This is a genomic window from Segatella copri (assembly GCF_026015465.1).
GTDB classification, from domain to species: domain Bacteria; phylum Bacteroidota; class Bacteroidia; order Bacteroidales; family Bacteroidaceae; genus Prevotella; species Prevotella copri_E.
The window spans coordinates 463,411-488,197 of the sequence record NZ_JAPDUQ010000001.1; the positions used below are offsets into that span (position 1 = coordinate 463,411).

Genomic DNA, 24,787 nt, shown 5'->3' on the forward strand with positions numbered 1-24,787 from the left:
ATCAAATAACAAACAATAACTTACAGCAAATGAAAATTTTATTGTTAGGAGGCGGTGGCCGCGAGCACGCCTTAGCATGGAAAATCGCTCAGAGCGAAAAGTGTGAGAAACTCTTCATCGCTCCTGGTAATGCCGGTACACAGAATGTCGGCGAGAACGTAGATATCAAGGCAGACGACTTTGAGGCGCTCAAGAACTTCACAGTAGAGAATGGCGTTGATATGGTAGTAGTTGGTCCGGAAGACCCATTGGTAAAGGGTGTTTACGATGACTTCAAGAACGATCCTCGCACCCAGAACATCCCTGTCATCGGTCCATCAAAGGCTGGCGCCGTACTGGAAGGCAGCAAGGACTTCGCCAAGAAGTTCATGAAGCGCCACAACATCCCTACTGCCCAGTATGAGACTTTCGACGGCGAGCACGTAGAGGAAGGCTTGAAATTCCTGGAGACACTGAAGGCTCCTTATGTATTGAAGGCTGACGGTTTGTGCGCCGGTAAGGGCGTTCTCATCCTCCCTACCCTGGAAGAGGCTAAGAAAGAGTTCAAGGAGATGCTCGGCGGTATGTTCGGCAACGCTTCTGCACGCGTTGTCATCGAGGAATTCCTCAGTGGCATTGAGTGCTCTGTATTCGTATTGACCGACGGCAAGAACTACAAGATTCTGCCTGAGGCTAAGGATTACAAGCGCATCGGCGAGCACGATACCGGTCTGAACACCGGCGGTATGGGTAGCGTTACCCCTGTACCATTCGCTACCAAGGAGTGGATGCAGAAGGTTGACGAGCGCATCATCCGTCCTACTGTAGAAGGACTTGCTGAGGAGAACATCGACTATAAGGGATTCATCTTCTTCGGTCTGATTAATGTAGAAGGCGAGCCTATGGTAATCGAGTACAACTGCCGTATGGGTGATCCAGAGACAGAGAGCGTGATGCTCCGTCTGAAGAGTGACATCGTGGATCTCTTTGAGGGTGTAGCAGCAGGCGACTTGGACAAGCGCAGCATCGAGTTTGATGAGCGTGCAGCAGTCTGCGTAATGCTCGTAAGCGGCGGTTATCCAGAGGCTTACAAGAAGGGTTATCCTATCCAGGGCATCGACGATGTAGAAGGTTCGGTAGTATTCCACTCCGGTACAGCCATGAAGGATGGTCAGGTAGTAACCAACGGTGGTCGTGTCATCTGCGTAAGCAGCTACGGCAAGGACAAGGAAGAAGCCTTGAAGAAGAGCTTTGCCGAGGCACAGAAGATCCAGTTCACCGACAAGTACTTCCGTTCTGATATCGGACAGGACCTTTAAGATGAGTTAATAGTTAATAGTTTATAATTAATAGACATTCATGCATTCTTCGATTATTCATTGATTATTTTTAGGTATGCAAGTCCATTTTATAACGGCGCAAGCCTCTATAAACTATTAACTATAAACTATAAACTAAATATAGATGTTAAGAAAGAAAACTTTTCAAAATAAAGTAGCGGCTAGCCGCTACTCTTTACCAATTACTGCAACCCTTGCCACTCTGGTTTGGGTTGCAGTAGGTTTATTGGTATCCAATATCTGGGTAGAATTTGCTTTTACTGCCATGTCTACCCTGCTGATGGTGGAACTGAACAACCGTAATGCCCTCATGCGTACCTACAGCCGAATGGTATCCTGCAGTTTTCTGGCATTACTGACGATGACAGGACTCCCCCACCTCTCTTTAAAAAGCAGTATTGTGACGATGTGTTTCATCGCCTTTTATCTCATTATCTGGAATTGCTATCAGGATAAACGCTCAACAGGCTGGACTTTCTACGCCTTTGCCTGCATCGGTCTGGCATCGATGGTTTTCGTACAGATAGGCTATTTCATGCCTATACTGTGGATCATGATGATGGTGTTTACCCTCTCGTTTAGCGTAAAGACATTCTTTGCATCCCTGGTAGGTCTCATCGTGCCCTATTGGTTTGCAGCCGGTTATTTCTTCTATACCGACAACATACAGGGTCTGGCTGACCACTTCTGCGAATTCATCAACTACAGCGAACTCTTTGATTATTCACAGGTTACCGACCATCAGATTCTGAACCTGAGTTTTGTTACCCTGCTCACCATCATCGGTTCCATCCACTTCATACGCACCAGCTACGGCGATAAGATACGAACCCGCATGATCTACGAAACGTTTATCATGATATCGGTTGCCTGCATCATCTTTATCGTCCTCCAGCCTCAACATATACAGGAACTGGGCGGCATCCTGATTGTGAATACAGCACCGCTTATCGCCCATTTCATCACATTCACCAGAGGTAAGTTTACCAACATCTCCTTCATCCTGCTGCTCATCATGCTGGTACTTATCATGGCTTACAACATACTCGTACCAGAGAGCATATTACTATGAGTTGGATAATAGATTTCTTAATGAGCTGGGGCTACTGGGGCATGCTGGTATCAGCCTTCCTTGCCGGCAGTTTCTTTCCCTTCAGCAGCGAGGTGGTCATGTCGGGCTTACAGGCTGCCGGACTGGAACCTATCCAGCTCGTACTGTATGGAAGCATCGGCAATGTGCTCGGTTCTATGTTCAATTATAGCGTAGGACGGATGGGCAAGCTGGAATGGATAGAGAAATATCTGCATGTAAAGAAAGAGAGTCTCGACAAGGCTCAGAATTTCATGGCCGACAGAGGAGCCTGGATGGGATTCTTCGCCTTCCTGCCCCTGTTGGGAAGTGCCATCACCATCGTTTTGGGACTGACGAGAGCCAACATCGTTATTTCTGTCATCAGCATCACCATCGGAAAGGTGTTGAGATATGTACTGCTGGTTTACGGACTCAGTTTCATCTTTTAAACCAGCATCAGAAGAAAGAAAACAAAGAATTGATTCATATAGATTGACTGCTTATGAGAAAGTATTTATACCTTATTATATTATGCGTGGTTTTCGCAGGCTGTAAAGGCAGCCAGCAGAAAGGTAACACCTCAGAAAGTAACGGAAAGGAATCTGTCGCCAACAGCGATGGCAAACCTGCTGTTACCGTAACCATCCCTCCCTATAAGTTTTTCGTTGATAAGATTGCCGGAGATAAGGTGGATGTCAACGTGATGGTATCGAATGGTAACAATCCAGAGACTTACGAGCCATACGCCCAGCAGATGATGGAACTCTCCAGGAGTGCCCTCTATCTGAAAGTGGGCAGCATCGGTTTTGAGCAGACCTGGATGAAGAAGCTGCAGGACAACGCTCCGGATATGAAAGTGATAGATACCTCCACAGGCATCACGCCCGCCAAGACACCAGGCGGCAATACCGACCCGCATGTATGGATGAGTTGCAAAAACGTCCGCATCATCTCCAGCAACATCTTCAAGGCACTCTGCCAACTGGAACCGGAGAACAAGACTTTCTTCCAGAAAAACTATCAGCAGCTGCTCTGCAGCATCGACAGGCAGGACAGCCTCATCAGAAAGAGTTTCAAGGACAATCCGGAGATGGTTCGCAAGTTCGTCATCTATCACCCTATCCTCACCTACTTCGCCCGTGATTACCAGATGGAGCAGCTTGCCATCGAGGAAGAAGGCAGGGAGCCAAGTGCAGCCCAGCTCAAGAGTCTCATCGAAAGAGCCAGGAAGGAAAAGATCAGATTCTGTCTCATACAGGATGAATTTGCCAACCGCAACACCACGACATTCATCAAGGAAAGCCAGACCAAGGCAATGAATATCAACCCATTGCAGGGAGAATGGAACTGGGCGATGCAGGAAGCGGCAGCAGCAGTGCAAGGCAAAGAAATAGTGGTTGGGAAGTAGGCTCGCCAATATTTTATAAAAAGTATAAAGAACAACAACTAATCATAAAGTTCAATGTTCAAAGTTCAAAGTTCAAAGTTAATAGAGATAGAGCATCTTTCGGCTGGCTATGAAGGCAAGGAAGTGCTCCACGATATCAACCTCACCGTCTGTAAAGACGATTATCTTGGCATCATCGGTCCCAACGGTGGTGGCAAGACAACCCTCATGCGCCTCATTCTGGGACTGATGAAAACCACAGACGGCAGCATCCGCTTTTATAAAGACGGGGAGGAAGTAAGGGAAATCAGCATGGGATATCTGCCCCAATACAATCATCTCGACAAACAGTTTCCTATCTCCGTTTATGAAGTGGTACTCTCAGGACTCAGCAAGACCAAAAGTCTCTTTTCGAGATACACCCAAGCTCAGCACCAGCAGGTACTCGACTGTCTGGAACAGATGCAGCTCACGGAGTTGAAAGACCGCCATATCGCAGCCTTGAGCGGCGGACAACTGCAGCGAGTACTCCTCGCCCGTGCCATTGTTTCCAAACCCGATGTAGTGATACTGGATGAGCCCAACACCTACATCGACCGCCGTTTCCAGAAGCAGATGTACGAGATGCTGGAACAGATCAACCGGGAGTGCGCCATCATCATCGTAAGTCATGATGTAGCCGAAGTGCTCAATAACGTAAAGCACATCGCCTGCGTAAATCATCATCTCCACTACCACGATACGGCAGATATGCCGAGAGAGAAACTGGAAGAGCATTTCTTAAATGTATAGGCTTATTATATAATAATGCCTAAAAAACAGGTGCAAAAATCCATATTATCTCATCTTTTTATTATCTTTGCAACTGGAATGTGCCTTCCTAGAAAGGCACAGAGAAAGCATTCAGAAACAGAGAAAGCATTCAGAAAGAAATATAATACATTAAAGTTTAAACAATAATGAAACAGTACAGATTAGTGGACAATATCTTCGGATGGGTCGCATTCATCATTGCGGCGTTCACTTATTGTTCCACAATTGAACCGACAGCCAGTTTCTGGGACTGTCCTGAGTTTATTACGACTGCTTACAAGCAGGAGATCGGTCACCCACCTGGGGCACCATTCTTCATGCTTTTAGGCAATTTCTTCACACATTTCGCCAGCGACACTACCCAGGTAGCCAAGATGGTAAATACGATGAGCGCCCTGCTGAGCGCCGTCTGTATCATGTTCCTCTTCTGGACCATCACCCACCTGGCTCGCCGACTCGTCATCAGCGACTGGAAAGAACTGACTACCAGTAAGCTGATTGCCATCGAGGCATCCGGTATGGTGGGCGCACTCATCTACACCTTCAGCGATACCTTCTGGTTCTCAGCTGTCGAGGGTGAGGTTTATGCGTTCTCTTCTGCCTTTACCGCTGTGGTATTCTGGCTCATCCTGAAGTGGGAAGACCATGCTGACGAGCCTCATAGCGACCGTTGGCTTGTGCTCATCGCCTATATGACCGGATTGAGTATCGGTGTCCACCTGCTCAACCTGCTCTGTATCCCAGCCATCGTATTGGTTTATTACTACAAGAAGGTGCCACATGCCAACCTCAAGGGTTCACTCCTGGCACTGTTCCTTTCATTCCTCGTAGTAGTAGCCGTACTGTATGGTGTGGTTCCAGGTATCATCACCGTAGGCGGCTGGTTCGAACTGTTCTTTGTCAACACTCTCGGCTGTCCGTTCAATACCGGTGAAATCGTATACATCATCTGTCTCGTAGCCTCAGTTATCTGGGGTATCTACGAAACCTGCCATGCTTCTGAGAAGAACGAGAAGAAGCAGAATATCGCCTTCGTTCTCGGCTTCGGCATGCTCGGCATCCCATTCTACGGATATGGCTGGACAGCTGCCATTACTGGCATCATCGTGCTGGTTATCCTCTGGTTCGTACTCGGCTACAAGCGCAAGCAGGAGGTAGTAACAGGCGTTGACGAATCTACAGGCATCGCCAAGAAGAAGATGCAGCTCCTGCCTCTCATCTCAGCACGCGTCAAGAACACAGCCTTGCTCTGCATGCTGATGCTGATGATTGGTTATTCCAGCTATGCACTCATCGTGATCCGTTCTTCCGCCAACCCTCCTATGGACCAGAACTCTCCTGAGGACATCTTTACCCTGGGAAGTTATCTGAGCCGCGACCAGTATGGCGACCGCCCTCTGTTCTATGGCCAGGCTTATACATCACAGGTAGCCCTCGAAGTAGACGGCAACATGTGCAAGCCAGTCATGAAGGAAGGCGCACCGGTTTACCAGCGCAAGGAGAAGGCTTCGGCTGATGAGAAGGACTCTTACTTCGTAGTAAGTCACAAGAATAAGTATATCTATGCCCAGAACATGCTCTTCCCTCGTATGTACAGTTCGGCTCATGCCCAGGCATACGAAGACTGGATGGGCGGTGTAGAAGGCACAGAGATTCCTTACGACCGCTGCGGAGAGAGTATGATGGTGAAGATGCCGTCACAGTTTGACAACATCCGCTTCTTCCTCTCTTACCAGTGCAACTTCATGTACTGGCGCTACTTCATGTGGAACTTTGTCGGCCGTCAGAACGACATCCAGGGCAATGGTGAGCCAGAGCACGGAAACTGGATTACCGGTTTCTCATTCATTGATGATTCACTCTATGGCGACCAGAGCAAATTGCCAGACGACCTGAAGGAGAACAAGGGACACAATGTATTCTACTGCATGCCGCTGATTCTCGGTCTCATCGGACTTTTCTGGCAGGCTTGGTATACCCGCAAGAAGAAGGTAATGAAGAACGGCAAGGAAGAGGAAGTACTCCTCCCTATCGGAATCCAGCAGTTCTGGATTGTATTCTTCCTGTTCTTCATGACAGGTCTTGCCATCGTCATCTACCTGAATCAGACACCGATGCAGCCACGTGAGCGTGACTATGCTTATGCCGGCTCATTCTATGCATACGCTATCTGGTGCGGTCTCGGCGTACTCGCCATCATCGACATCCTGAAGCGCAAGATGAAGCTCAGCGGTACTGCCGTAACAGCTATCGTAGCAGTCATCACACTTCTCGTACCAATCCAGATGGCATCACAGACCTGGGATGATCACGATCGCTCAAACCGTTACACCTGCCGTGACTTCGGTCAGAACTACCTGATGTCACTCCAGGAGAAGGGCAACCCTATCATCTTTACCAATGGTGATAATGATACCTTCCCACTCTGGTACAACCAGGAGGTAGAAGGCGTTGGAACAGATGCCCGCGTATGTAACCTGAGCTACCTGCAGACCGACTGGTATATCGACCAGATGATGCGCCCTGCATACAACTCACCATCCGTGCCAATCACCTGGCCACGTCTCGACTTCTGTTCAGGTACCAACGAATATGTATCTGTTGAGCCTGAAGCAAAGAAGCAGATTCTCGACTTCTACAAGCAGGATCCAGAGAATGCCAAGAAGCAGTTTGGTGACGAACCGTTCGAACTCAAGAACATCCTGAAGAACTGGGTACGCAGCAAGAACCCTGACATGCACTTCATCCCTACAGATACCCTCTATGTCACCATCGACAAGGAGGCTGTAAAGAAGAGCGGCATGATGATGGCATCAGATTCTATTCCAGACAAGATGGTCATCTCTCTTGCCGGCAAGAGCGCACTCTACAAGGGCGACCTCATGATGCTCGAAATGCTGGCACAGTGCAACTGGACCCGTCCGCTCTACGTAGCACTCACCGTAGGCGAAGAGAACTATATGAACCTCGGCGACAACTTCGTACAGGAGGGACTTGTGAACCGTATCACTCCGTTCACCACCAACAAGCCAGGTGCCAAGAACTTCGATACAGAGAAGGCTTATCACAACATCATGACCCGATTCAAGTTCGGCAACCTGAGGCAGAAGGGACTCTACATCGACGAGACAACCATGCGTATGTGCTATACACACCGTCGCCTGCTCGCCCAGACAGCCCTCCAGCTCATCGCCGAAGGCAAGAAACAGAAGGCTATCAACATCCTGAAGAAGGCTGATACCGAGATTCCTGCCTACAATGTTACGCTCGACTACATGAGCGGTGGCTTGGATATGGCTCGCGGCTGGCTGATGACCGGTCAGAAAGCCAAGGGTAAGGAATATATTGAAGCGGTATGGAAGAATGCTTCACAATACCTCAACTACTATCTCTCGCTGCCAAACGACCGTTTCCTCCAGGCAGAGCACGACTGCATCCGTCAGATCATGATTATGCAGAGCATCTGCGAGGCTGCCGGAATGGTTAGTCCACAGTTGGAGCAGAAGTATGAGAAGCAGCTCAACAACCTCTATCGTCTCTATCATGGCAGAGGTGGCAGAATGCCGGAAGGCAATCAGTAAAAAATAGAAAAAAGTTTGGTGTCGCGAAACACGACACCAAACTTTTCATTATTCATATAAACCTGTTTTATCCATGTTCATAGAGCAACCAGCCAAATGGCTCAGATGGTTATATCCAAAGGCCATCTGGAGAATGGACAAGAAAGACCATTCTGTCTATCTTACATTTGATGACGGTCCGATTCCAGAGTCAACTCCATTCATCTTAGAGACCCTGAGAAAGTACAATATCAAGGCTACTTTCTTTATGGTAGGCGAGAATGTATTGCGCCATCATGACCTCTACAACCAGATTGTGGCAGAGGGTCATCAGGTAGGCAACCATACATTCAATCATATCGGTGCCTTCAAGCACCGAGTCATTTCCTACGTGCTCAACACCAATAAGGCGAACGATATCATCCATGCCCATCTCTTCCGTCCACCTCACGGCTGGATGCGACCAAGTGAGTATTGGTGGCTGCACCGCACTTACAAGGTCATCATGTGGGATGTGGTGACGCGCGACTATTCCAAATGGATGACGGCAGAAGATGTGGTGAACAATGTGAAACGGTATGCCCGCAATGGCAGCATCATCACCTTCCACGACTCGCTGAAGAGCATTGAAAAGTTGAAGACAGCGCTTCCTCAGGCCATAGAATGGCTCATGGAACAGGGGTATGAATTTAAGACTTTTGAATAAGAAGCTGTTATTCCCAAACAGGAACAGCCCAATAAACACAGACAAGAAATGAGCAAAAGAATCAACAGTTATCAGGCAGTAGCTGCATTTGTAAGAGGTTTCTTCGAAGCTTACGCACGTGGCATCATCGATGCTACCATCGAAGGCAATGACTTCAGCAAGAAGAACGACCCGAAACAGATCAAGCAGATGATGCTGGAGCACTATGGCGAGGTAAACCAATACTTCTTCGACATCATGTTCTCTACCCTCGTACGCCTCAACTACAAAACTGCCGAGGAAGCCAACGAGCGCATGAAGAAGAACTTCGACAGCATGAAACAGGCAGACCCGACCTTTGAGCCAACCATGCTCGACTACTTGCGCATAGCCTGCAAATCGAACCAGCTTTACAAGGCTATGGAGTCAGAATACAAACGTAACTTCACCTGGCTTCTTCAAGGCAAGTTTACCACTCTTGAAGAGCATGTACGCGATTACACCCACGGCATTCTCATCAGTCTTGCTGACGAGCCGATGGCCATCCATCTCCTGGTCCGCATTATCGTAAAGGCATACGCAGCCGGACTGAAATGTGGCAGCAAGGAGGGCGAACAGCACCAGCTCCACATGCCAACCCTTCACGGCATGTTGCTGAACAATGTCAACATCCTGCTCAACGAGACTCCGCTCAAGAGCAGCACCGAAGACCCAGTTGCCCTCTTCAAGGAGGCATGTAAGAATGAAGAAGAAAACATCAACGTTCTTTTCAACACATTAAACGATGCGATGAAAGAACTGGCAGAAGAATAAGAGAAAAGCATCATTGATGACGAGCACAGCACCAGATTCGAGAACCTTATCTATCGTGCCCTGTCAAGTGGCTTGATTACAGAATTCAAGGATGCCGTCTTACTCAACAAAACGACAGAGGAAGTATTACATAATTTCGTTCTTGCCTAATGGAAATAGTAATCAGTGATACCAATATATTCAGATAGTAAACTCATCAGAGGGTGTGTCATAAGTCTGGATAATAGTTGGTGTATAACAGTTGACTACCGCATGCACAACAGGTGTTGTGCATGCGCATATCAACTGTTATGCAAGCGCACAACAGCTGTTGTGCGACCGAAGATACTGACTGTCTCAACAACATATCCTATCTCTTCCAACAACTTATTCTGTCTCTTCCAACAACATATCCTATCTCTTCCAGCAACTTATTCTGTCTCTTCCAACAACATATCCTATCTCTTCCAGCAACATAACCCATATTTACCAACGACAAGAAGAGGGTGAATCATAAACTTATGACACATCCTCCAATAAGTATATTTTAGTTCAGCCAATTCTTTGGATATAAGCAGACTTCACGTCTGCCCCATCTGTGTTAATCTAAGAGATCTGTGGGCCAGAAAAGAGTTAAGAAGAATCCTAAAGATTACCTCTTGTTTTTTATCTTATATAGCCCAACAAGTCAAGATACATCATCCTTGACTCTAAGTGTTCATCATCAGGAATATGATTTGCTTCTTTCTCTAATTCTTCTGTTGAGTACAAGAATTTGAAGCCATTCTTTCCATAAAAACGTAATACATTTTCCTTGTTATAGGCATCAACCACAATAAAACGGCAACCAGTTTTATTATCAGGTAACAAAAACCAAGATATGATATAGTCAATTGCTTGTGAGCCAATACCATCATTAGTACCTTGAAAATTCTTCGCAACTCCAAGTCTTCCTATCAATACTGCAGGATAACTCCTTGTTCTTTTGGAATTAGGAATTTTTCTCTGTATTTTGTTTCTTGAAGCATTCGGAATCAAAGCAGCCTTGATACTATCATTTGCCAACGTAAAGGCACAAACGATTTCATCCTTACCACTTCTTTCCGAGGCAAAGAAATATGTTTTTCCCAATAATTGCCCATCATAAAGACAAGCCTCCTGGTGAAAGAAATCATCAAGATCTTCATCACCACAGCTAAAAGAGTCAAGCTCTTCTTTTGTCGTAACCCGATAAAGAGAGCAATTACTTTGCAAAAGGACTTTTTCCTCCATGTGCTTTCAAATTAGCGGTTGAACGAACCAATATTTTCTCCACATCAGCAAATGACATTCGCAATGCCTTTCTTTGTGGATTGCGTTCATTCTCCTCTGCCTCACGAACAAATCGTTCAGCAGTCTCACCTGTCAAAACAGGAATACTTCTTATCTCTAAAGCCATAACCTTTCATTTTAAACGTTTAATAATGTCGCAAAATTACACATATTCTTCGAAACCACCAAGAAAATCAGAATAAATCTGCAACTTATCAGCCAATTACCCAAAAATCAACTATAAACTATTAACCCTCAAATCCGCAACCTATAGGGTTTAGTGGGATTTTGCTTGTAAAACGACAAAATTCATTTTATTGTACATATTTCTTGCATAACAGAAATGTCGCAGACACAAAATCCCCTTACCCCATAAAGCGACTTGAGGTAATACGCTGGTTTAACCAGAAAAGCATGGTCTTTAACCAAAGTCTGTCTTGAACAGGTTGGCATAAGCATTGTTGTCTGAGTAAATGTTCAATACATGCCTACGTGATGTCTTAATCCATTTCGCAGGAACAGAGATGAACTTGAAAACAAAGGTCTTGATTCTGCTGGTGGCACGCAATCCAAATTCATGGGTTTTCAATCTCTGCATAATAGCTTTGTAGAAGTTTCTGATGAGAGCTGTCATAAGCAGGAATACAGTATTCTGTGCCATGAACGATTTTGGCAATCGATTCCAGCCAAAGTCATTGTTCATGTCATCGAAGATGCGTTCCTTGCCACCACGAAGATTGTAGAATTCCACGATGTCTCTTGCACTCGACTTGTAATCGTTAGTCAGTATACATCTGTAGGTATATTCGCCTTCCCAAATGTCAAGGTCTCCATCTATTCGCCTTTGTCTCTGTATGACAAGACGATACGGTTTTCCTTTCCATTTCTCAACAAGGATAGAATTCAACTCAAACTCAATACCGTTGATTTCAACAGTTTTCCATCCAGTTAAGGCAAACATGGAATCGTAGAAAGAAGAGCATCTGTTGGCACGAATATAAAAATACCTGCAATGAGCCTCTACCATATCTACGATTTCCTCCGAACATGAGCCGCAATCCATGCGGGCACGAGAAATATATATTTCCGAAGCCTCCAATCGCTTGAAGATTCTTTCCAAAGTTTCTTTTTGGTTGAAGCGCACGTTTGTGTTGCCGTCTCTATTTTCAATACCAACAATCATGTCGTTAATGACAGCTACACCTGGACTATAGCCCAAGAACTTCTTGTAGGTTGGTTTTGCATCATACTTCTCTGTTTCAATGAACTGATGGTCAAAGTCAAAATCATACTCTTGACCGGATTTCAATTGACCAGTAGCAAGCAGGGCATTGACCAGTAAGCAGTTCATCTTGTCTGCAGTATTGAAATCATAGGATTTGCCAGAAGCAGACTTATAGGTGATGCTCTTAAAGGTCAGTTCTTCGATAGCACGTAATATGGTGTCTGCGCTGCAAGTGCGAAGAGTTGGATGAAGAGATAAATGTTTCATCAGGTGAGTTGTAACATCCTCAATACATGAGCCACCACAAAGATATACGCACATCAGAGAACGTAGAATCTCGCTATATTGATAACCAAACAATGTGCATCTCAATCCCAAGGTAGAATCTATTGTTTGAGCTAAAAGAGAATCAAATTGCTCCATAATAGAAAAAATTCCTCCAAAAGGAGTGAGTTTCTCAGATTTTATTTGTACTTTTGCCATGTCATTCAGAATTTTGTTTGTTTTTATTTTGCAACACTAAGATAAGTGAAATTTCTGACATGGCAAAATCCTGAGCAACTTTTTGTTGCTCAGGTGCTTATAAAAAATATTAAATTATAGTGTTGCGGAAATTAGATTAACTAAATACTAACTTAAAATTTTGCTTTTGCTAAAATAGCCTTCATCTCAGCACGTTGCTTTGAGAAATCTATGCTACCACGCTTCTTCAATGTTTCTTCAGTTTTTCTCTGAAAGCTAAAGCCCCATCACCTGTCAGCATTGGGATACCACTAATTGCTAATGCCATAATCTTATCTCCTATTATTTAGTTTATATTTCTGCCGCAAGCAACAGATAATCAATAAGATTTGGGCACAGGCTGGCATGAAGGCGTTGGCAGAGATAGCAGATATCTATCCACGTATGACGAGCATTCACGACAGCTGTCTCTTTACCGATAGCTTTGCAATAGACTTCATTAATCATGGTGACAAAATTATCTATTGTGAAATGTACCTGTACATCGGCTACGTCAACGAGGCTACCAACTTCGCTGAAAGCCAAGGAGGTGGCGGTAGCGATACCAAGGATTGGGGACGTGAGAAGGATGAAGATGAGATAGAATGGATAAGACGGTGTTTGCGACAAGCAACTCGGATGGTAAAATCAAGAAAGGGCAAAGGGTTAGGTCGATAACGAGAACCAGCCATTCTCTCATATAATGAAGGAGAATGGCTGGAGCGGACACATCATGTGATATTAAGACTCCCCCTATGCCTAAACATAGGGGAGTCTTTGGGGCGCACACGGATCTCACGGATCTCACGGATCTCACGGATTTATTTTTTCGTTGCAAGCAACGGGTATTCTCATTTGGTCTTAATGGAAAAACTCCAAAGGAGTCGAAATCGGTGAGTATCAGTGAGCAACAGTGAGCATCGGTGAGTTGGGAAAATGAAATGTTGTATCTTTGCATTGTGATTCAGAAAGAGAAGTCGCACACGGATCTCACAGATTCCACGGATCTTCTTCGTTGCAAGCAACGGTACTCTCACTAAGGCTCACAGCCAAAACTCCGAAGGAGAAAAATCCGTGAGATCCGTGAGATCCGTGTGCAAAACTAAACATTAACCCTTTAAAATCCATAGAATCCAATGAAGAATCAAAGAAAAATCGGCCCGCCACTCAGAAAATCAATCCTCGCTGAGGAGTTTCTTGATTTCCTCATCGGTCTTGGTGAGTTTGTCTTTACAGAGTTTCACCAAGGTTTTGGCACGTTTCAACTGCTCGGAGAGCTGATCAATATCGAGTTCATCATTCTCCATTCTTTCTACGATTTCTTCAAGCTCTCTTACGGCTTGTTCGTATTTCATTTCTTCTTTTTCCATAATCCTATTTTAGTTAAGAGTTAATAGTTTATAGCGGCTTCTCCGTTTAGCCAGATTGCTATAAACTATTAACTATAAATTATAAACTATTATTCAACTTTTGCCTTCACGCTGCCCTCGGCCAACCTCGTTTCGATGATGTCGCCAGACTTCAGTTCTGAGGCAGAACGGATGCTTTTGCCATCTTTCAGCGTAATGCTGTAGCCACGTTTCAGCAACAATTCGGGGTCTTGTGCCTGAATGCGCTGGGAAAGAAGTTGCAGACGATGACTCTCGTTGAGCATCTTCCTTTCCAATATCGGCTGAATATTCTGAGAAAGAATCTCGAAATGGCGCTGGGCTTCCGATAGTTTCGACTGTACATTTGTGCTTAAACGGCTCATCAGACGGTCGAGATAGGCTCCCTGCTTCGTCTTCACCAGAGAAAACTGAACAGGAATCGTGTTGCTCAGTCTGTCGAGCCTCATCTTCTCCACCTGCAGACGGTGCTTCACATTCTGCACGATAGCCTCTTGCGCATTCACCACACGGGCATAAACCTCAGTAAGATGGTTGACGAGGAAGGCGGCAGCGGCTGTCGGTGTCTTTACACGCTGGAAAGAAATCATATCCAGCACACTCTCGTCCCTTTCATGTCCTATTCCCGTGATGATAGGCAGCGGGAAGTTTGCCACATTCTCGGCAAGCGCCAGGGTATCGAAACCCGAGAGGTCGCTCGTAGCGCCACCGCCTCGGATGATGACTACGCAGTCAAACTGTTCCCATTCGGCATTGATACTGTCGAGGGCAGCTATCACACTCTGCTCTACCCCCTCGCCCTGCATCGTAGCCGGAAAGAGGCGGGTTTGAAACTGCAGACCATAATCGTTATCGGCAAGTTGGTTGCAGAAATCACCATAACCTGCTGCCGTAGCACTGGAAATGACGGCGATGCGCTGGCAGAACATCGGGAGCACCAACTCCTTCTGCAGTTCGAATACGCCCTCTGCTTTCAGCGTATTGATGATTTCCTGCCGCTTGCGCACCATATCGCCCATCGTATAGTTAGGATCAATATCGTCTACTATCCAGGAGAAGCCATAGTTCTCATGAAACTGCGCGTGTACCTTGAGCAGCACTTTCATTCCGGCATGAATGCGCTGTCCGGTGATGCGCTCGAAATTCGGTTTGATGAACATCCATCGGTTTCGCCAGCAGGAGGCATGCGCCTTGGCAATGGGCGTATTAGACCGCTCATCCTTCTCGATAAGTTCCAGATAGCAGTGCCCGCCGTAGCCCTCGCGAGCCTCAGAGAGTTCCGCTTCCACCCAATAGCTATCGGGCAAGGACATCGAAATGACCTCACGGACTATGGAGTTTAATTCATAGAGAGAAAATCTTTGCTTCATACTCTTATATTTTTGGCACTGAATTATTTTTTGGGGCATGGTAATTTTTTAGGCACGGGATTTTTTAGACATGGGATTTTTTAGACATGGGATTTTTTAGACATGGGATTTTTTAAGGCACGGATTACACGGATTACACGGATTTTTTATCAGAGAACAAGGGCGCGAGCCTCTGTGTAATCCGTGTAATCCGTGCCTTATTCTTTTTTCTCCGTGCCTTATTTTTTCCTCCGTGCCTACTTAATCGCTTTTCCCGTCTGATAAGCCTTCCAGAAATCGGGCACACCATATCCGAAAACATTATCGGGGTGTTGCTGATTATCGCCAGCCAATCTCACGAGTTTCATAATCTGCTTAGCCGTTTTCTGAGGCAAAGCCTGCCAGAGACACGCCACCATTCCGGCGATGAGCGGAGATGAGAAAGACGTTCCGTTATCATTGATGATATTTCCACGGCCCGTAATCACACAGGTAGGACTTCCGTAAGCCATCACATCAGGCTTGATTCTGCCGTCAGCAGTAGGTCCCACGGCACTGAAAGCCGCATTCTCGCCCATTTCGTTTACGCTGCCCACGGTAAGGATATTGCGTGCATCGGCAGGGAAATTGATTTTCTTCCAGCTTCCCATTCCGTCGTTTCCGGCAGAATTGACACATATGATTCCCTTGTCTGCACACATCGAAGCGGTGCGGGAGATGAGGGTAGAATTGCCGTCCTGTTCATAATAATGATGGTTGGTAGACGCATCATCGAAGCCATGATAGCCTAACGAAGAGTTGATGACATCCACGCCGCAACTGTCAGCATATTCAGCCGCAAAAGCCCAGTAATCCTCTTCTGCCAGACTCTCTGTGCGCTCATCTTCACAGCGCACCAGCAGATATTGAGCCTCAGGCGCCACTCCCACGAATCTTTCGGGTTCGTTGGCAGCCATCGTAGAAAGCACCATCGTTCCATGCTCCATCTCGGCGAAAATATTCTTGGATTGAGGAACCACAAAGTCCTTAATGCCCGCCAATCTGATATTATGCAGCGCCGGAATCTTATCCACATTCATGAATCCGCCGTCGAAGACAGCAATCATCATTCCTTTGCCCAAATGTCCGGTTCCATGCAACCGCTTGCCATTGAGCGACTGGATCTGCGCATCGGCAGCACCATATTCGCCTACTCCACCAGTCCAATCGTTCAATCCCCTGCGAACGCTACTTCTGACGCGCTGACTGACAGAATCGGGAGCAGAGAAGACCTTCATCTTCCGGGTGATGAAATCGAAATCATCCAGTTTCCGTAGTTCCTTCTCCTTATGAATGCGGACCAGCAGGGTATTGTTCCACTTACTCTTGCCCACAATCTCGATGCCTGCCTCGCTTACAGCCTGCTCATAAGCAGGAGCCACAGGCAGATCGGTAACATCGATGGGCAGATTCTGCCTCTTTCTGCGCTCTATGGAACGGGGAGAGAGAAAATCTGCAGGGCGACTTACCGAAAAGGGAGTGTGACTGAGGTCTTTGTCTCTGAGATAAAGACGATACATCATACACTTGCCTCCCGGATACGACACCATATCGGTTTCGGCGATGCGGGGCAACCGCATCAGTTGCTCAAAATTGCTAACCCTGTCTTCGCGAGCAAACAAAGAGAGAGCAGTCATTAAAAATGCATAAAGCATCAAAAATTTTTTCATCATTATATCGGTAGTCCGGTTTGTTATTGTTGTTGCTGCAATATTTCTGTATTGCATTTGTTAATGAGTTGAATTGTTTATTCTGAAGTGCAAAAGTACAGAAATTGTACGAAAACACCAAAGGAAAAGGGAAGTTTTTATCATGAAATGCAAGTTTTTCTCATATATATAATAAGGTATCAGATATTTTTTGTACTTTTGCAGACAAGTAGCCGCTGCAATTGCATTCTGAAAGAAGCTGGGCGAGCGGCTATGAGGAAAAAACAGATATAAATGGAAAATAAACAAGCGACATTAGAATTAGGTACGAAGCCGGTGGGCAAGCTGCTCGTTCAGTATGCCTTGCCAGCGATGATTGCGATGACCGCCGCCTCACTCTACAACATCGTTGACCGAGTATTCATCGGTCAGGGTGTGGGAGCCATGGCTATTTCAGGTCTCGCCATCACCTTTCCCTTCATGAATCTCACCGCTGCCTTCGGAGCCGGTGTGGGCGTAGGAGCGTCTACTGCCATCAGCGTGAAGTTGGGACAAAAAGACTATGCCACAGCGCAAAACATTCTGGGTAACACGATTTCTCTGAATCTCATCATCGGTATCGGACTGAGCATCATCTGTCTGCTCTTCCTCGACCCTATCCTGAGATTCTTCGGAGCCAGCGACCAGACGCTCATCTATGCCCATGAGTATATGGTCATCATCCTGCTGGGCAATGTGGTAAGCCACATGTATTTCGGCATGAATGCCCTGCTCCGAGCAGCGAGCAAGCCCAAGCAGGCGATGTACGCCACCATCTTCACGGTGGTGATGAACGTGATACTGGATGCCCTCTTCATCCTCGTGTTCAAATGGGGAATACAGGGTGCCGCCATCGCCACCATCCTTTCGCAGCTGATGGCACTGATGTGGCAGATCAAGCTCTTCAGCAACAAGAGCGAGCTGCTCCACTTCAAGAAAGGAATCTACAAACTGAAGAGGAAACTCGTAGATAACATCCTCTCCATCGGCATTTCGCCTTTCCTGATGAACGTGTGCGCCTGCATCATCGTCATCTTCATCAACAACCAGCTGGTGCGTTTCGGAGGCGACCTCTCCGTGGGTGCCTACGGAATAGCCAATGGTATTGCGATGGTGTTCATCATGTTCGTATTAGGCGTAAACCAGGGAATGCAGCCGATAGCCGGATACAACTATGGAGCCCAGAAACTGGACCGACTGATGCGCGTACTGAACCTGAGCATCATTGCCGCCACCGCCATCATGGTAACGGGCTGGCTGATAGCGATGTTCCTGCCTTACTACTGCGCGAGAATGTTTACTACCGATAAGCATCTGATAGACCTGGGAATCAAGGCTATCAGAGTGGTGATGTTCTGCTTCCCGATCATCGGGTTCCAGATGGTTATCACCAACTTCTTCCAGTGCATCGGAAAGGTGAAGATCAGTATCTTCCTCTCCTTGTCGAGACAGTTGCTCATCCTCCTGCCGCTCCTGGCTTTTCTGCCGATGATATGGGACATTGATGGAGTATGGTACAGTATGCCTATCTCCGACTTCTCAGCCGCAGTCATCGCTGCCATCGTAATGTCATGGTACATGAACAAGTTGAAAAGACAACACCAAGAACAGCTAAAAGTTAATAGTTAATAGCAGCTTCGCCGTTTAGCAAGATTGCCCTATAAACTATAAATTATAAACTATAAATTATGAATAAGATTATCATAAACGTAGGTCGCCAGATAGGTAGCGGCGGCCATATCATCGCCGAGAAGCTGGCGGAGGATTTCGGTTGCAAATGTTACGACCGTGAGCTGCTGAATCTTGCCGCCAAGGAGAGTGGATTCTCTGAGAAATTCTTCGAGCAGAACGATGAGCAGAAGGGATTCTTCAAGTCTCTCTTCCATACCCATCTGCCCTTCCTGAGCGATAACAATTTCTATCACAACGACTTCTCGCAGGAAGGTCTGTATAAGTTCCAGAGCGACGCCATCAGAAAGGCAGCCGATGAGGGCAACTGCGTGTTTGTGGGCAGAACCGCCGACTATGTGCTGCGTGATTACAAGAACGTAATCAACATCTTCATCACCGCCAATATCGACGACCGCATCAAGGCAGTGTGCAAGCGAAAGGACATCGACAGAGCCTCCGCCCGCAAGTTTATCGAAAGCCACGAGGAGCAGCGCGCCTCTTACTACGATTACTATACAGGCAAGAAGTGGGGCCACAGCGAAAGCTACGACCTCTGCATCAACAGCAGCCATCTGGGAATCGAAGAAACAGAGAAGTTTATCGCAGAATTTATCAGAAAGAAGTTCGGACTTAGTGATTAATTATTAGTGATTAATTTTAGGGACATAAAATATTAAACATCATATAAATGAAGAAGATTATGCTTTTGGGCTCAGGCGAACTGGGCAAAGAATTTACCATCGCCGCAAAGCGAGCAGGACAGTACGTCATCGCTTGCGACAAGTATGACAATGCACCAGCCATGCAGGTAGCCGACGAGCGAGAAGTGTTCTCGATGCTCGATGGTGACGCATTGACCGCAGTGGTAGAGAAACATCACCCAGACATCATCGTGCCTGAGATTGAAGCTATCCGCACCGAGCGTCTCTTCGACTTCGAGAAGGAGGGCATCCAGGTTGTGCCTTCTGCACGTGCCGTAAACTACACAATGAACCGCCGTGCTATCCGCGACCTTGCCGCCAAGGAACTGGGTCTGCGCACCGCCAAGTACTTCTATGCCAAGACCTTCGAGGAGTTTAAGAACGCTGCCGATGAAATCGGTTTCCCATGCGTAGTGAAACCTCTGATGAGTTCAAGCGGCCATGGTCAGAGCTATGTTCACAACGATGATGAACTGAAGGAGGCTTATAAGGAAGCAATGGAAGAAGGTCGTGGCGACGTGAAGGAAGTAATCATCGAGGAATTTATCGACTTCGATTCTGAGTTCACCCTGCTCACCGTTACCCAGAAAGACGGTCCTACCCTCTTCTGTCCACCTATCGGCCACGTACAGAAGGGCGGCGACTACCGCGAGAGTTGGCAGCCATTCCAGATTCCTGAGGAGGCTTTGAAGAAGGCTGAGCACATTGCCGGCGAAGTAACCAAGGCATTGACTGGTGCCGGTCTCTGGGGCGTAGAGTTCTTCCTGAGCAAGCAGGGCGAGGTTATCTTCTCAGAGTTGAGTCCTCGTCCACACGATACAGGTATGGTAACCCTCGGTCACACCACCAACCTGAGCGAGTTTGAGCTCCACTTCCGTGCCGTGATGGGCTTGCCTATCGCCGGAATCCATCTGGAGCACATCGGCTGTTCTGCCGTCATCCTCTCGCCAGAGGAAAGCACCGAGCCATTAAACTACAATATGCTCGATGCCCTGAAGGAAGACCACACCCGCATCCGTATCTTCGGCAAGCCAGAGGCTCACGTAGGCAGAAGAATGGGTGTAGTGCTCTGCTACGGCGAGAAGGGCGATGACCTCAACCAGCTTCGCAACAAGGCAAAGCGCCTGGCAAAAACCGTATTGGGAACCGACCCATACATGAAGAAATAGACATGAAAGAATTAGGAAGAATTATCACATTACCCAAGATATTCGACCCAAGAGGCAACCTGACAGTGGCAGAGGGAGAGACGCATATTCCCTTTGCCATTGCCCGTACCTACTGGATCTATGATGTTCCGGGCGGTGAAAGTCGTGGGGGCCATGCTCACAAGGAATGCCAAGAATTCATCATAGCAGCCAGCGGTTCCTTTTCGGTAACACTGGATAATGGAGAACAGAAGAAGACCTATCATCTCAACCACCCTTGGGAGGGACTGTTCGTGGATGTCAATATCTGGCGAACACTGGATGATTTCTCTTCCGGCTCATTGTGTCTGGTTCTGGCTTCCCAAAAGTTTAAGGAAGAAGACTACATACGCGAATATGACGAATACCTCAGATATGCAAGACATCATGTTTGAAATCATCAAATACACCCCCGAATATCGCCAGCAATGGGATGAGTATGTGGCAAAAGCCCGAAACGCTACGTTTCTCTTTTACCGCAACTATATGGATTACCATTCCGATAGGTTCAAGGACTATTCTCTCCTATTCTTCAAGAAGGGAAAGCTTCATTCCATCCTGCCAGCCCATCAGGTAGGCAAGACCCTCTGCTCACATTTCGGACTCACCTATGGCGGACTGATCATGAACATCCACGTCACGATTTCAGATGTCTGCCAACTCTTTGAGGAACTGAATGTCTATCTGCGCCTTCAGGGTTTCGAGAAGGTACAGTATCGTCCTATTCCCTGGATCTATCATCTCCATCCTTCAGAAGAAGATCTCTATGCCATCTTCTGGAAATGCAAGGCTCATCTTTTGCTCCGCAATATCGGCACAACCATCTTCATGCAGCAGAAATTGCGCTGGCGGAAAGACCACCTGCGCCGCCTGAAGAAGGCTCATCAGAATGGAGTGACCGTAGTGAGAGATGCAAGCCTGTCGGAATTCTGGGAGGTATTGAATGAGAACCTGGAAAAGCGATTTGGTGCCAAACCGGTACACACGCTTCAGGAAATGGAACTTCTGAAAAGCCGGTTCCCCGAGAATATCATCCAATACAATGCTTATCGCAACGGGCACATTATAGGAGGCCTCACCTTTTATATTACCCAGCAAGTGGTACACGGACAATATAGTTCTACCAACGATGAGGGAAAGGAATTCGGAGCCATGGAGGCTATCTACGAACAGATTATGTATCATGATTACCCCGATTATCCCTATCTGGACTTCGGCAGTTCTACGGAACAGCAGGGAGCCTGGATCAACGAAGGCCTCATCGCCCACAAGGAAGGTTACGGAGGAAGAGGCGTGGTTTACGACACCTATGAATGGACAGTATAAAGAGAAATCCCGAAGTTCACACGATAGTGAGCTTCGGGATTTCTGCCTTTTACAAGAGTATAACTGTCACACCACGAGCAGCTTGCGCACCCATAACCAGAGCCTGCTCGATATCGGCAGTCTTGGAAGGACCACTGATGAAAGTACCGAAATTGTACTTCGGATCCATCTCAATACGGGCATAAGCCTCATGCATATTGTTCACAATCTTCTTTTTTTCGAGGAATATCACAAGGTATTCCGAGATGAAAAGCACCGCTTTCTCCTTCATGGTCTGAGGAATCCAGACGCAGCCATTCTCGGCAACCCCCACTTCACCACGAACAATACCCACATCAGTACCATTCAGGTCATTAGCCTCAGTCACCGTATCAGGATTCTTCTGGGCAATCGTGATTTCTGGCAGATGAGAGGCAAAGACCTTGGCTTCCGGATAAGCCTTCTTCACCAGCTCATCCAGACTCTCACCCTCCTTCGCCTCTATCACATGGCCACCTACCGATTCCGTCATCTCAATAAACTGTTTCAGCGTATCCTCATACTGGATACCCTTCACATCTACGGCAGGCATATCGAATTGAACATGCGTATTCTTGCGCAACTTGTTCAGGAAATCTTCTTTCTTCATTTTACTTTTCCCTCCTTCCATAATTGATGAAAACTCTTCTTTGCAAACTCAGGCATAGTGTGACCGATGCCCCAGGCATTCCAATTGCTGAAGTGCGTACAGCATTCAGGAACCAGATTGACAAGCGGAGCAAACTTCAGGGCTGTGGTGTAGAGCGCAGGACGGTCGAAGAGATACTTCATACCATTCGACATCGCCTTCTTCACAGGATCAGCCTTGCCCAACTTCTCCAGACTCTGACGCCAGACATAAATCTGAGAACCCGGTCCTACCTTGGAAGGACAGACATTATCGCATGACAAGCACAAAGTACATGCCGAAACATTATCGCTGTACTTCTGCGGATTCTTCAGCATACCCAGGTTCACACCGATAGGACCCGGAATAAAATAGGTGTAGCTGTAACCACCCGAACGGCGATAAACCGGACAGGTATTCATGCAGGCACCGCAGCGCATACACTTCAACGTCTGCCAGTGGTCCTTATCAGCGAGAATGTCGCTTCTGCCGTTATCCACCAATACCACATGCATCTCAGCACCCGGACGAGCCTGGCGGAAATGAGAGGTAAAGGCGGTAGTAGGCTGACCAGTACCGCAGCGGCAAAGCAGGCGCTGGAATACAGCCAAAGACTTATAATCAGGAACCAGTTTCTCAATACCCATCGCTACGATATGGAGCTTAGGCATGGAAGTGGTCATATCCGCATTACCCTCGTTGGTGCAAACCACGCAATCGCCGGTAGCAGCCACACCGAAGTTACAGCCAGTCATACCTGCTCCGGCTTCCATAAACTGGTCGCGGAGATGATGACGGGCACAGCGGGTCAGATAAGTAGGATCATAGTTGCCGATTTCCTTGGAGATTCCCTTCTCCTCGAACATCTTTCCTACCTCCTCACGCTTCAGGTGGATGGCAGGCATCACGATATGGCTAGGCTTCTGATGCAAGAGCTGGATGATGCGCTCACCCAGGTCGGTCTCCACCACGTCGATGCCGTGCTGCTCCAGATAAGGATTCATCTCGCACTCCTCGGTGAGCATCGACTTCGACTTCACCATCTTCTTCACGTTATGGTCTTTCAGTATACCGAGCACAATCTCATTAAATTCCTGTGCATCCTTTGCCCAGTGTACCTTTACCCCGCGGCTCTCCAGATTCTTGGAAAACATATCGAGATAATCGGCGAGATGGGTAATCGTGTGCATCTTGATTTCAGACGCATGCTCGCGGAGGTCTTCCCACTCAGGAAGTTCCTGTGCCATCTTATCTCTCTTCTGACGAACAGACCAGAAGGTAGCGTCGTGCCAGGTGGTCTTCTCTACGTTCTGCGTAAACTTCGCAGCTCTCTTGGAATGTTCTGTACTCATAGTCCTGCAGCTAAAATTTGAACAACATGAATAAACTTGATTGGCATCTTCTCCTTCTTGGCAATTCCCGCCATGTGCATCAGACAGGAAGAATCCGGTCCGGTAACAAACTCAGCGCCTGTAGCCATGTGGCGCTTGATCTTCTCCTCGCCCATACGGGTAGAAACGGCAGGTTCCTCAATAGAGAACATACCGCCAAATCCGCAGCACTCATCCTTGCGCTCCGGTTCGTGGATGGTAATGCCTTCCACCATATTTAAAAGGTCGATAATCTTGTTGAACGGCTTGATGTGGCGTTCAGAAGGAGATGACAATCCCAGTTCGCGCACACCATGACAACTGTTGTGCACACTCACCACATGCGGGAACTTGCCCGGGACATGATCCACCTTCAGCACATCGTGAAGGAATTCCACGACATCCATAATCTTTTTAGAGGAAACACACTCGTGCTTACCCTCAAGGATTTTAGGATAATACACCTTTACGTAAGCAGCACATGAGGCAGAAGGAGCTACGATATAATCGTAATCCTTGAACAGCTCATCAAATGTCTCTATGACCTTCTCCGACTTGTCCTGAAAACCGGCATTAGCCATTGGCTGGCCGCAGCAAGTCTGTTTTTCGGGATAACCCACGTCTAGTCCATAATGCTTAAGCAACTTGTATGTAGCCACACCCGCTTCAGGGTAAAGGGCATCCACATAACAAGGGACGAATAATCCGACTTTCATTGTTGTTATATTTATCTTGTTTGCTATTTTTATTCTTTTTC

The 24,787-nt window shown here is 47.0% G+C and carries 23 protein-coding genes; 14 read left to right on the forward strand and 9 right to left on the reverse strand.

All coding sequences use genetic code 11. The annotated features are described in order from the left end of the window. Positions 1–29: 29 nt before the first annotated feature. The 8 genes from purD (at position 30) to ONT08_RS01960 (ending at position 9,649) form a co-directional block, all read left to right on the forward strand. Positions 30–1,298 (forward strand): phosphoribosylamine--glycine ligase, encoded by a 1,269-nt coding sequence (gene purD, locus ONT08_RS01925; protein WP_117587961.1) that lies wholly within the window; start codon positions 30–32, stop codon positions 1,296–1,298. A 145-nt stretch (positions 1,299–1,443) separates the two neighbouring features. Then, positions 1,444–2,391 carry a hypothetical protein gene (locus tag ONT08_RS01930; protein WP_147337116.1) on the forward strand — a complete coding sequence of 316 codons (948 nt, stop codon included), beginning with the start codon at positions 1,444–1,446 and terminating at the stop codon, positions 2,389–2,391. Then, the gene (locus ONT08_RS01935) at positions 2,388–2,840 is read left to right on the forward strand and encodes a YqaA family protein (protein WP_264959027.1); all 453 of its coding nucleotides are present in this window, start codon (positions 2,388–2,390) and stop codon (positions 2,838–2,840) included. Before ONT08_RS01930 ends, ONT08_RS01935 begins: the two co-directional genes overlap by 4 nt. Positions 2,841–2,893: 53 nt before the next feature. Then, positions 2,894–3,799 (forward strand): metal ABC transporter solute-binding protein, Zn/Mn family, encoded by a 906-nt coding sequence (locus tag ONT08_RS01940; RefSeq protein WP_264959029.1) that lies wholly within the window; start codon positions 2,894–2,896, stop codon positions 3,797–3,799. Positions 3,800–3,853: 54 nt separating this feature from the next. Further along, the gene (locus ONT08_RS01945; RefSeq protein ID WP_264959032.1) at positions 3,854–4,570 is read left to right on the forward strand and encodes a metal ABC transporter ATP-binding protein; all 717 of its coding nucleotides are present in this window, start codon (positions 3,854–3,856) and stop codon (positions 4,568–4,570) included. Positions 4,571–4,737: 167 nt separating this feature from the next. After that, positions 4,738–8,172: a glycosyltransferase family 117 protein gene (locus ONT08_RS01950; RefSeq protein WP_264959033.1), complete on the forward strand. Its 3,435-nt coding sequence runs from the start codon at positions 4,738–4,740 to the stop codon at positions 8,170–8,172. A 73-nt stretch (positions 8,173–8,245) separates the two neighbouring features. Continuing rightward, positions 8,246–8,857 (forward strand): polysaccharide deacetylase family protein, encoded by a 612-nt coding sequence (locus tag ONT08_RS01955; RefSeq protein WP_006847742.1) that lies wholly within the window; start codon positions 8,246–8,248, stop codon positions 8,855–8,857. 48 nt (positions 8,858–8,905) lie between these two features. Continuing rightward, positions 8,906–9,649, forward strand: coding sequence for a hypothetical protein (locus ONT08_RS01960; protein WP_022120806.1), 744 nt, complete (start codon positions 8,906–8,908; stop codon positions 9,647–9,649). A 645-nt stretch (positions 9,650–10,294) separates the two neighbouring features. On the opposite strand, the gene ONT08_RS01965 is transcribed toward ONT08_RS01960, so the two are convergent. From ONT08_RS01965 to ONT08_RS01975, 3 genes are all read right to left on the reverse strand, one after another. Next, a complete protein-coding gene (locus ONT08_RS01965) occupies positions 10,295–10,900 on the reverse strand; it encodes a GNAT family N-acetyltransferase (protein WP_254973419.1) in 606 nt (201 codons plus the stop codon). Continuing rightward, positions 10,872–11,066, reverse strand: coding sequence for a hypothetical protein (locus ONT08_RS01970; RefSeq protein WP_117588040.1), 195 nt, complete (start codon positions 11,064–11,066; stop codon positions 10,872–10,874). Before ONT08_RS01970 ends, ONT08_RS01965 begins: the two co-directional genes overlap by 29 nt. A 294-nt stretch (positions 11,067–11,360) precedes the next feature. Next, complete coding sequence (locus tag ONT08_RS01975) at positions 11,361–12,647, reverse strand: IS1380 family transposase (protein ID WP_264958933.1); 1,287 nt, start codon at positions 12,645–12,647, stop codon at positions 11,361–11,363. Positions 12,648–13,040: 393 nt separating this feature from the next. On the opposite strand from ONT08_RS01975, the gene ONT08_RS01980 reads away from it, so the two are divergent. Beyond that, entirely contained in the window at positions 13,041–13,343 is a 303-nt protein-coding gene (locus ONT08_RS01980; RefSeq protein WP_254973422.1) for a hypothetical protein, read from the forward strand. A 497-nt stretch (positions 13,344–13,840) separates the two neighbouring features. Here the strand turns inward: ONT08_RS01980 and xseB are convergent, their stop codons facing one another. The 3 genes from xseB to ONT08_RS01995 form a co-directional block, all read right to left on the reverse strand. After that, entirely contained in the window at positions 13,841–14,035 is a 195-nt protein-coding gene (xseB, locus tag ONT08_RS01985; protein ID WP_006847759.1) for an exodeoxyribonuclease VII small subunit, read from the reverse strand. Between the two features lie 89 nt (positions 14,036–14,124). After that, positions 14,125–15,423, reverse strand: coding sequence for an exodeoxyribonuclease VII large subunit (gene xseA / locus ONT08_RS01990; RefSeq protein ID WP_119235851.1), 1,299 nt, complete (start codon positions 15,421–15,423; stop codon positions 14,125–14,127). Between the two features lie 236 nt (positions 15,424–15,659). Further along, positions 15,660–17,114: a S8 family peptidase gene (locus ONT08_RS01995; protein ID WP_437183597.1), complete on the reverse strand. Its 1,455-nt coding sequence runs from the start codon at positions 17,112–17,114 to the stop codon at positions 15,660–15,662. Positions 17,115–17,384: 270 nt separating this feature from the next. Between ONT08_RS01995 and ONT08_RS02000 the strand changes: the two genes are divergently transcribed. Genes ONT08_RS02000 through ONT08_RS02020 form a run of 5 tightly spaced genes read left to right on the forward strand, consistent with a single transcriptional unit; the run spans position 17,385 to position 22,014 of the window. Next, positions 17,385–18,758, forward strand: a complete 1,374-nt coding sequence (locus tag ONT08_RS02000) for an MATE family efflux transporter (protein WP_264959039.1) — start codon at positions 17,385–17,387, stop codon at positions 18,756–18,758. Positions 18,759–18,817: 59 nt separating this feature from the next. Next, positions 18,818–19,441, forward strand: a complete 624-nt coding sequence (locus ONT08_RS02005) for an AAA family ATPase (protein WP_022121486.1) — start codon at positions 18,818–18,820, stop codon at positions 19,439–19,441. Between the two features lie 47 nt (positions 19,442–19,488). After that, on the forward strand, positions 19,489–20,670 hold the full coding sequence (gene purT, locus ONT08_RS02010) for a formate-dependent phosphoribosylglycinamide formyltransferase (RefSeq protein WP_118200521.1): 1,182 nt from the start codon (positions 19,489–19,491) through the stop codon (positions 20,668–20,670). Positions 20,671–20,672: 2 nt separating this feature from the next. Then, positions 20,673–21,083 (forward strand): sugar 3,4-ketoisomerase, encoded by a 411-nt coding sequence (locus tag ONT08_RS02015; RefSeq protein WP_264959041.1) that lies wholly within the window; start codon positions 20,673–20,675, stop codon positions 21,081–21,083. Next, entirely contained in the window at positions 21,046–22,014 is a 969-nt protein-coding gene (locus ONT08_RS02020; protein WP_264959042.1) for a GNAT family N-acetyltransferase, read from the forward strand. The genes ONT08_RS02015 and ONT08_RS02020 overlap by 38 nt, the downstream gene beginning before the upstream one ends. Positions 22,015–22,063: 49 nt before the next feature. Here the strand turns inward: ONT08_RS02020 and ONT08_RS02025 are convergent, their stop codons facing one another. From ONT08_RS02025 to ONT08_RS02035, 3 genes are read right to left on the reverse strand one after another with little or no spacing between them, the layout of a single operon-like run. Beyond that, the gene (locus ONT08_RS02025) at positions 22,064–22,642 is read right to left on the reverse strand and encodes a LutC/YkgG family protein (RefSeq protein ID WP_118254182.1); all 579 of its coding nucleotides are present in this window, start codon (positions 22,640–22,642) and stop codon (positions 22,064–22,066) included. Then, complete coding sequence (locus tag ONT08_RS02030; protein ID WP_264959046.1) at positions 22,639–24,012, reverse strand: lactate utilization protein B; 1,374 nt, start codon at positions 24,010–24,012, stop codon at positions 22,639–22,641. Before ONT08_RS02030 ends, ONT08_RS02025 begins: the two co-directional genes overlap by 4 nt. Then, positions 24,009–24,746 carry a (Fe-S)-binding protein gene (locus ONT08_RS02035; RefSeq protein ID WP_117586984.1) on the reverse strand — a complete coding sequence of 246 codons (738 nt, stop codon included), beginning with the start codon at positions 24,744–24,746 and terminating at the stop codon, positions 24,009–24,011. Before ONT08_RS02035 ends, ONT08_RS02030 begins: the two co-directional genes overlap by 4 nt. Positions 24,747–24,787 lie beyond the last annotated feature (41 nt).

Bases quoted from the DNA above. Each gene is read 5' to 3' on its own strand.
- ONT08_RS02000 (WP_264959039.1), top strand. From the start codon at position 17,385: ATGGAAAATAAACAAGCGACATTAGAATTAGGTACGAAGCCGGTGGGC.
- purD (WP_117587961.1), top strand. From the start codon at position 30: ATGAAAATTTTATTGTTAGGAGGCGGTGGCCGCGAGCACGCCTTAGCA.
- ONT08_RS01940 (WP_264959029.1), top strand. From the start codon at position 2,894: ATGAGAAAGTATTTATACCTTATTATATTATGCGTGGTTTTCGCAGGC.
- ONT08_RS01950 (WP_264959033.1), top strand. From the start codon at position 4,738: ATGAAACAGTACAGATTAGTGGACAATATCTTCGGATGGGTCGCATTC.
- ONT08_RS01975 (WP_264958933.1), bottom strand. From the start codon at position 12,647: ATGGCAAAAGTACAAATAAAATCTGAGAAACTCACTCCTTTTGGAGGA.
- ONT08_RS01955 (WP_006847742.1), top strand. From the start codon at position 8,246: ATGTTCATAGAGCAACCAGCCAAATGGCTCAGATGGTTATATCCAAAG.
- ONT08_RS02015 (WP_264959041.1), top strand. From the start codon at position 20,673: ATGAAAGAATTAGGAAGAATTATCACATTACCCAAGATATTCGACCCA.
- ONT08_RS02025 (WP_118254182.1), bottom strand. From the start codon at position 22,642: ATGAAGAAAGAAGATTTCCTGAACAAGTTGCGCAAGAATACGCATGTT.
- ONT08_RS01995 (WP_437183597.1), bottom strand. From the start codon at position 17,114: ATGATGAAAAAATTTTTGATGCTTTATGCATTTTTAATGACTGCTCTC.
- ONT08_RS01945 (WP_264959032.1), top strand. From the start codon at position 3,854: ATGTTCAAAGTTCAAAGTTCAAAGTTAATAGAGATAGAGCATCTTTCG.
- xseB (WP_006847759.1), bottom strand. From the start codon at position 14,035: ATGGAAAAAGAAGAAATGAAATACGAACAAGCCGTAAGAGAGCTTGAA.
- xseA (WP_119235851.1), bottom strand. From the start codon at position 15,423: ATGAAGCAAAGATTTTCTCTCTATGAATTAAACTCCATAGTCCGTGAG.
- purT (WP_118200521.1), top strand. From the start codon at position 19,489: ATGAAGAAGATTATGCTTTTGGGCTCAGGCGAACTGGGCAAAGAATTT.
- ONT08_RS01960 (WP_022120806.1), top strand. From the start codon at position 8,906: ATGAGCAAAAGAATCAACAGTTATCAGGCAGTAGCTGCATTTGTAAGA.
- ONT08_RS02020 (WP_264959042.1), top strand. From the start codon at position 21,046: ATGACGAATACCTCAGATATGCAAGACATCATGTTTGAAATCATCAAA.
- ONT08_RS01965 (WP_254973419.1), bottom strand. From the start codon at position 10,900: ATGGAGGAAAAAGTCCTTTTGCAAAGTAATTGCTCTCTTTATCGGGTT.
- ONT08_RS01930 (WP_147337116.1), top strand. From the start codon at position 1,444: ATGTTAAGAAAGAAAACTTTTCAAAATAAAGTAGCGGCTAGCCGCTAC.
- ONT08_RS01970 (WP_117588040.1), bottom strand. From the start codon at position 11,066: ATGGCTTTAGAGATAAGAAGTATTCCTGTTTTGACAGGTGAGACTGCT.
- ONT08_RS01935 (WP_264959027.1), top strand. From the start codon at position 2,388: ATGAGTTGGATAATAGATTTCTTAATGAGCTGGGGCTACTGGGGCATG.
- ONT08_RS02030 (WP_264959046.1), bottom strand. From the start codon at position 24,012: ATGAGTACAGAACATTCCAAGAGAGCTGCGAAGTTTACGCAGAACGTA.
- ONT08_RS02005 (WP_022121486.1), top strand. From the start codon at position 18,818: ATGAATAAGATTATCATAAACGTAGGTCGCCAGATAGGTAGCGGCGGC.
- ONT08_RS02035 (WP_117586984.1), bottom strand. From the start codon at position 24,746: ATGAAAGTCGGATTATTCGTCCCTTGTTATGTGGATGCCCTTTACCCT.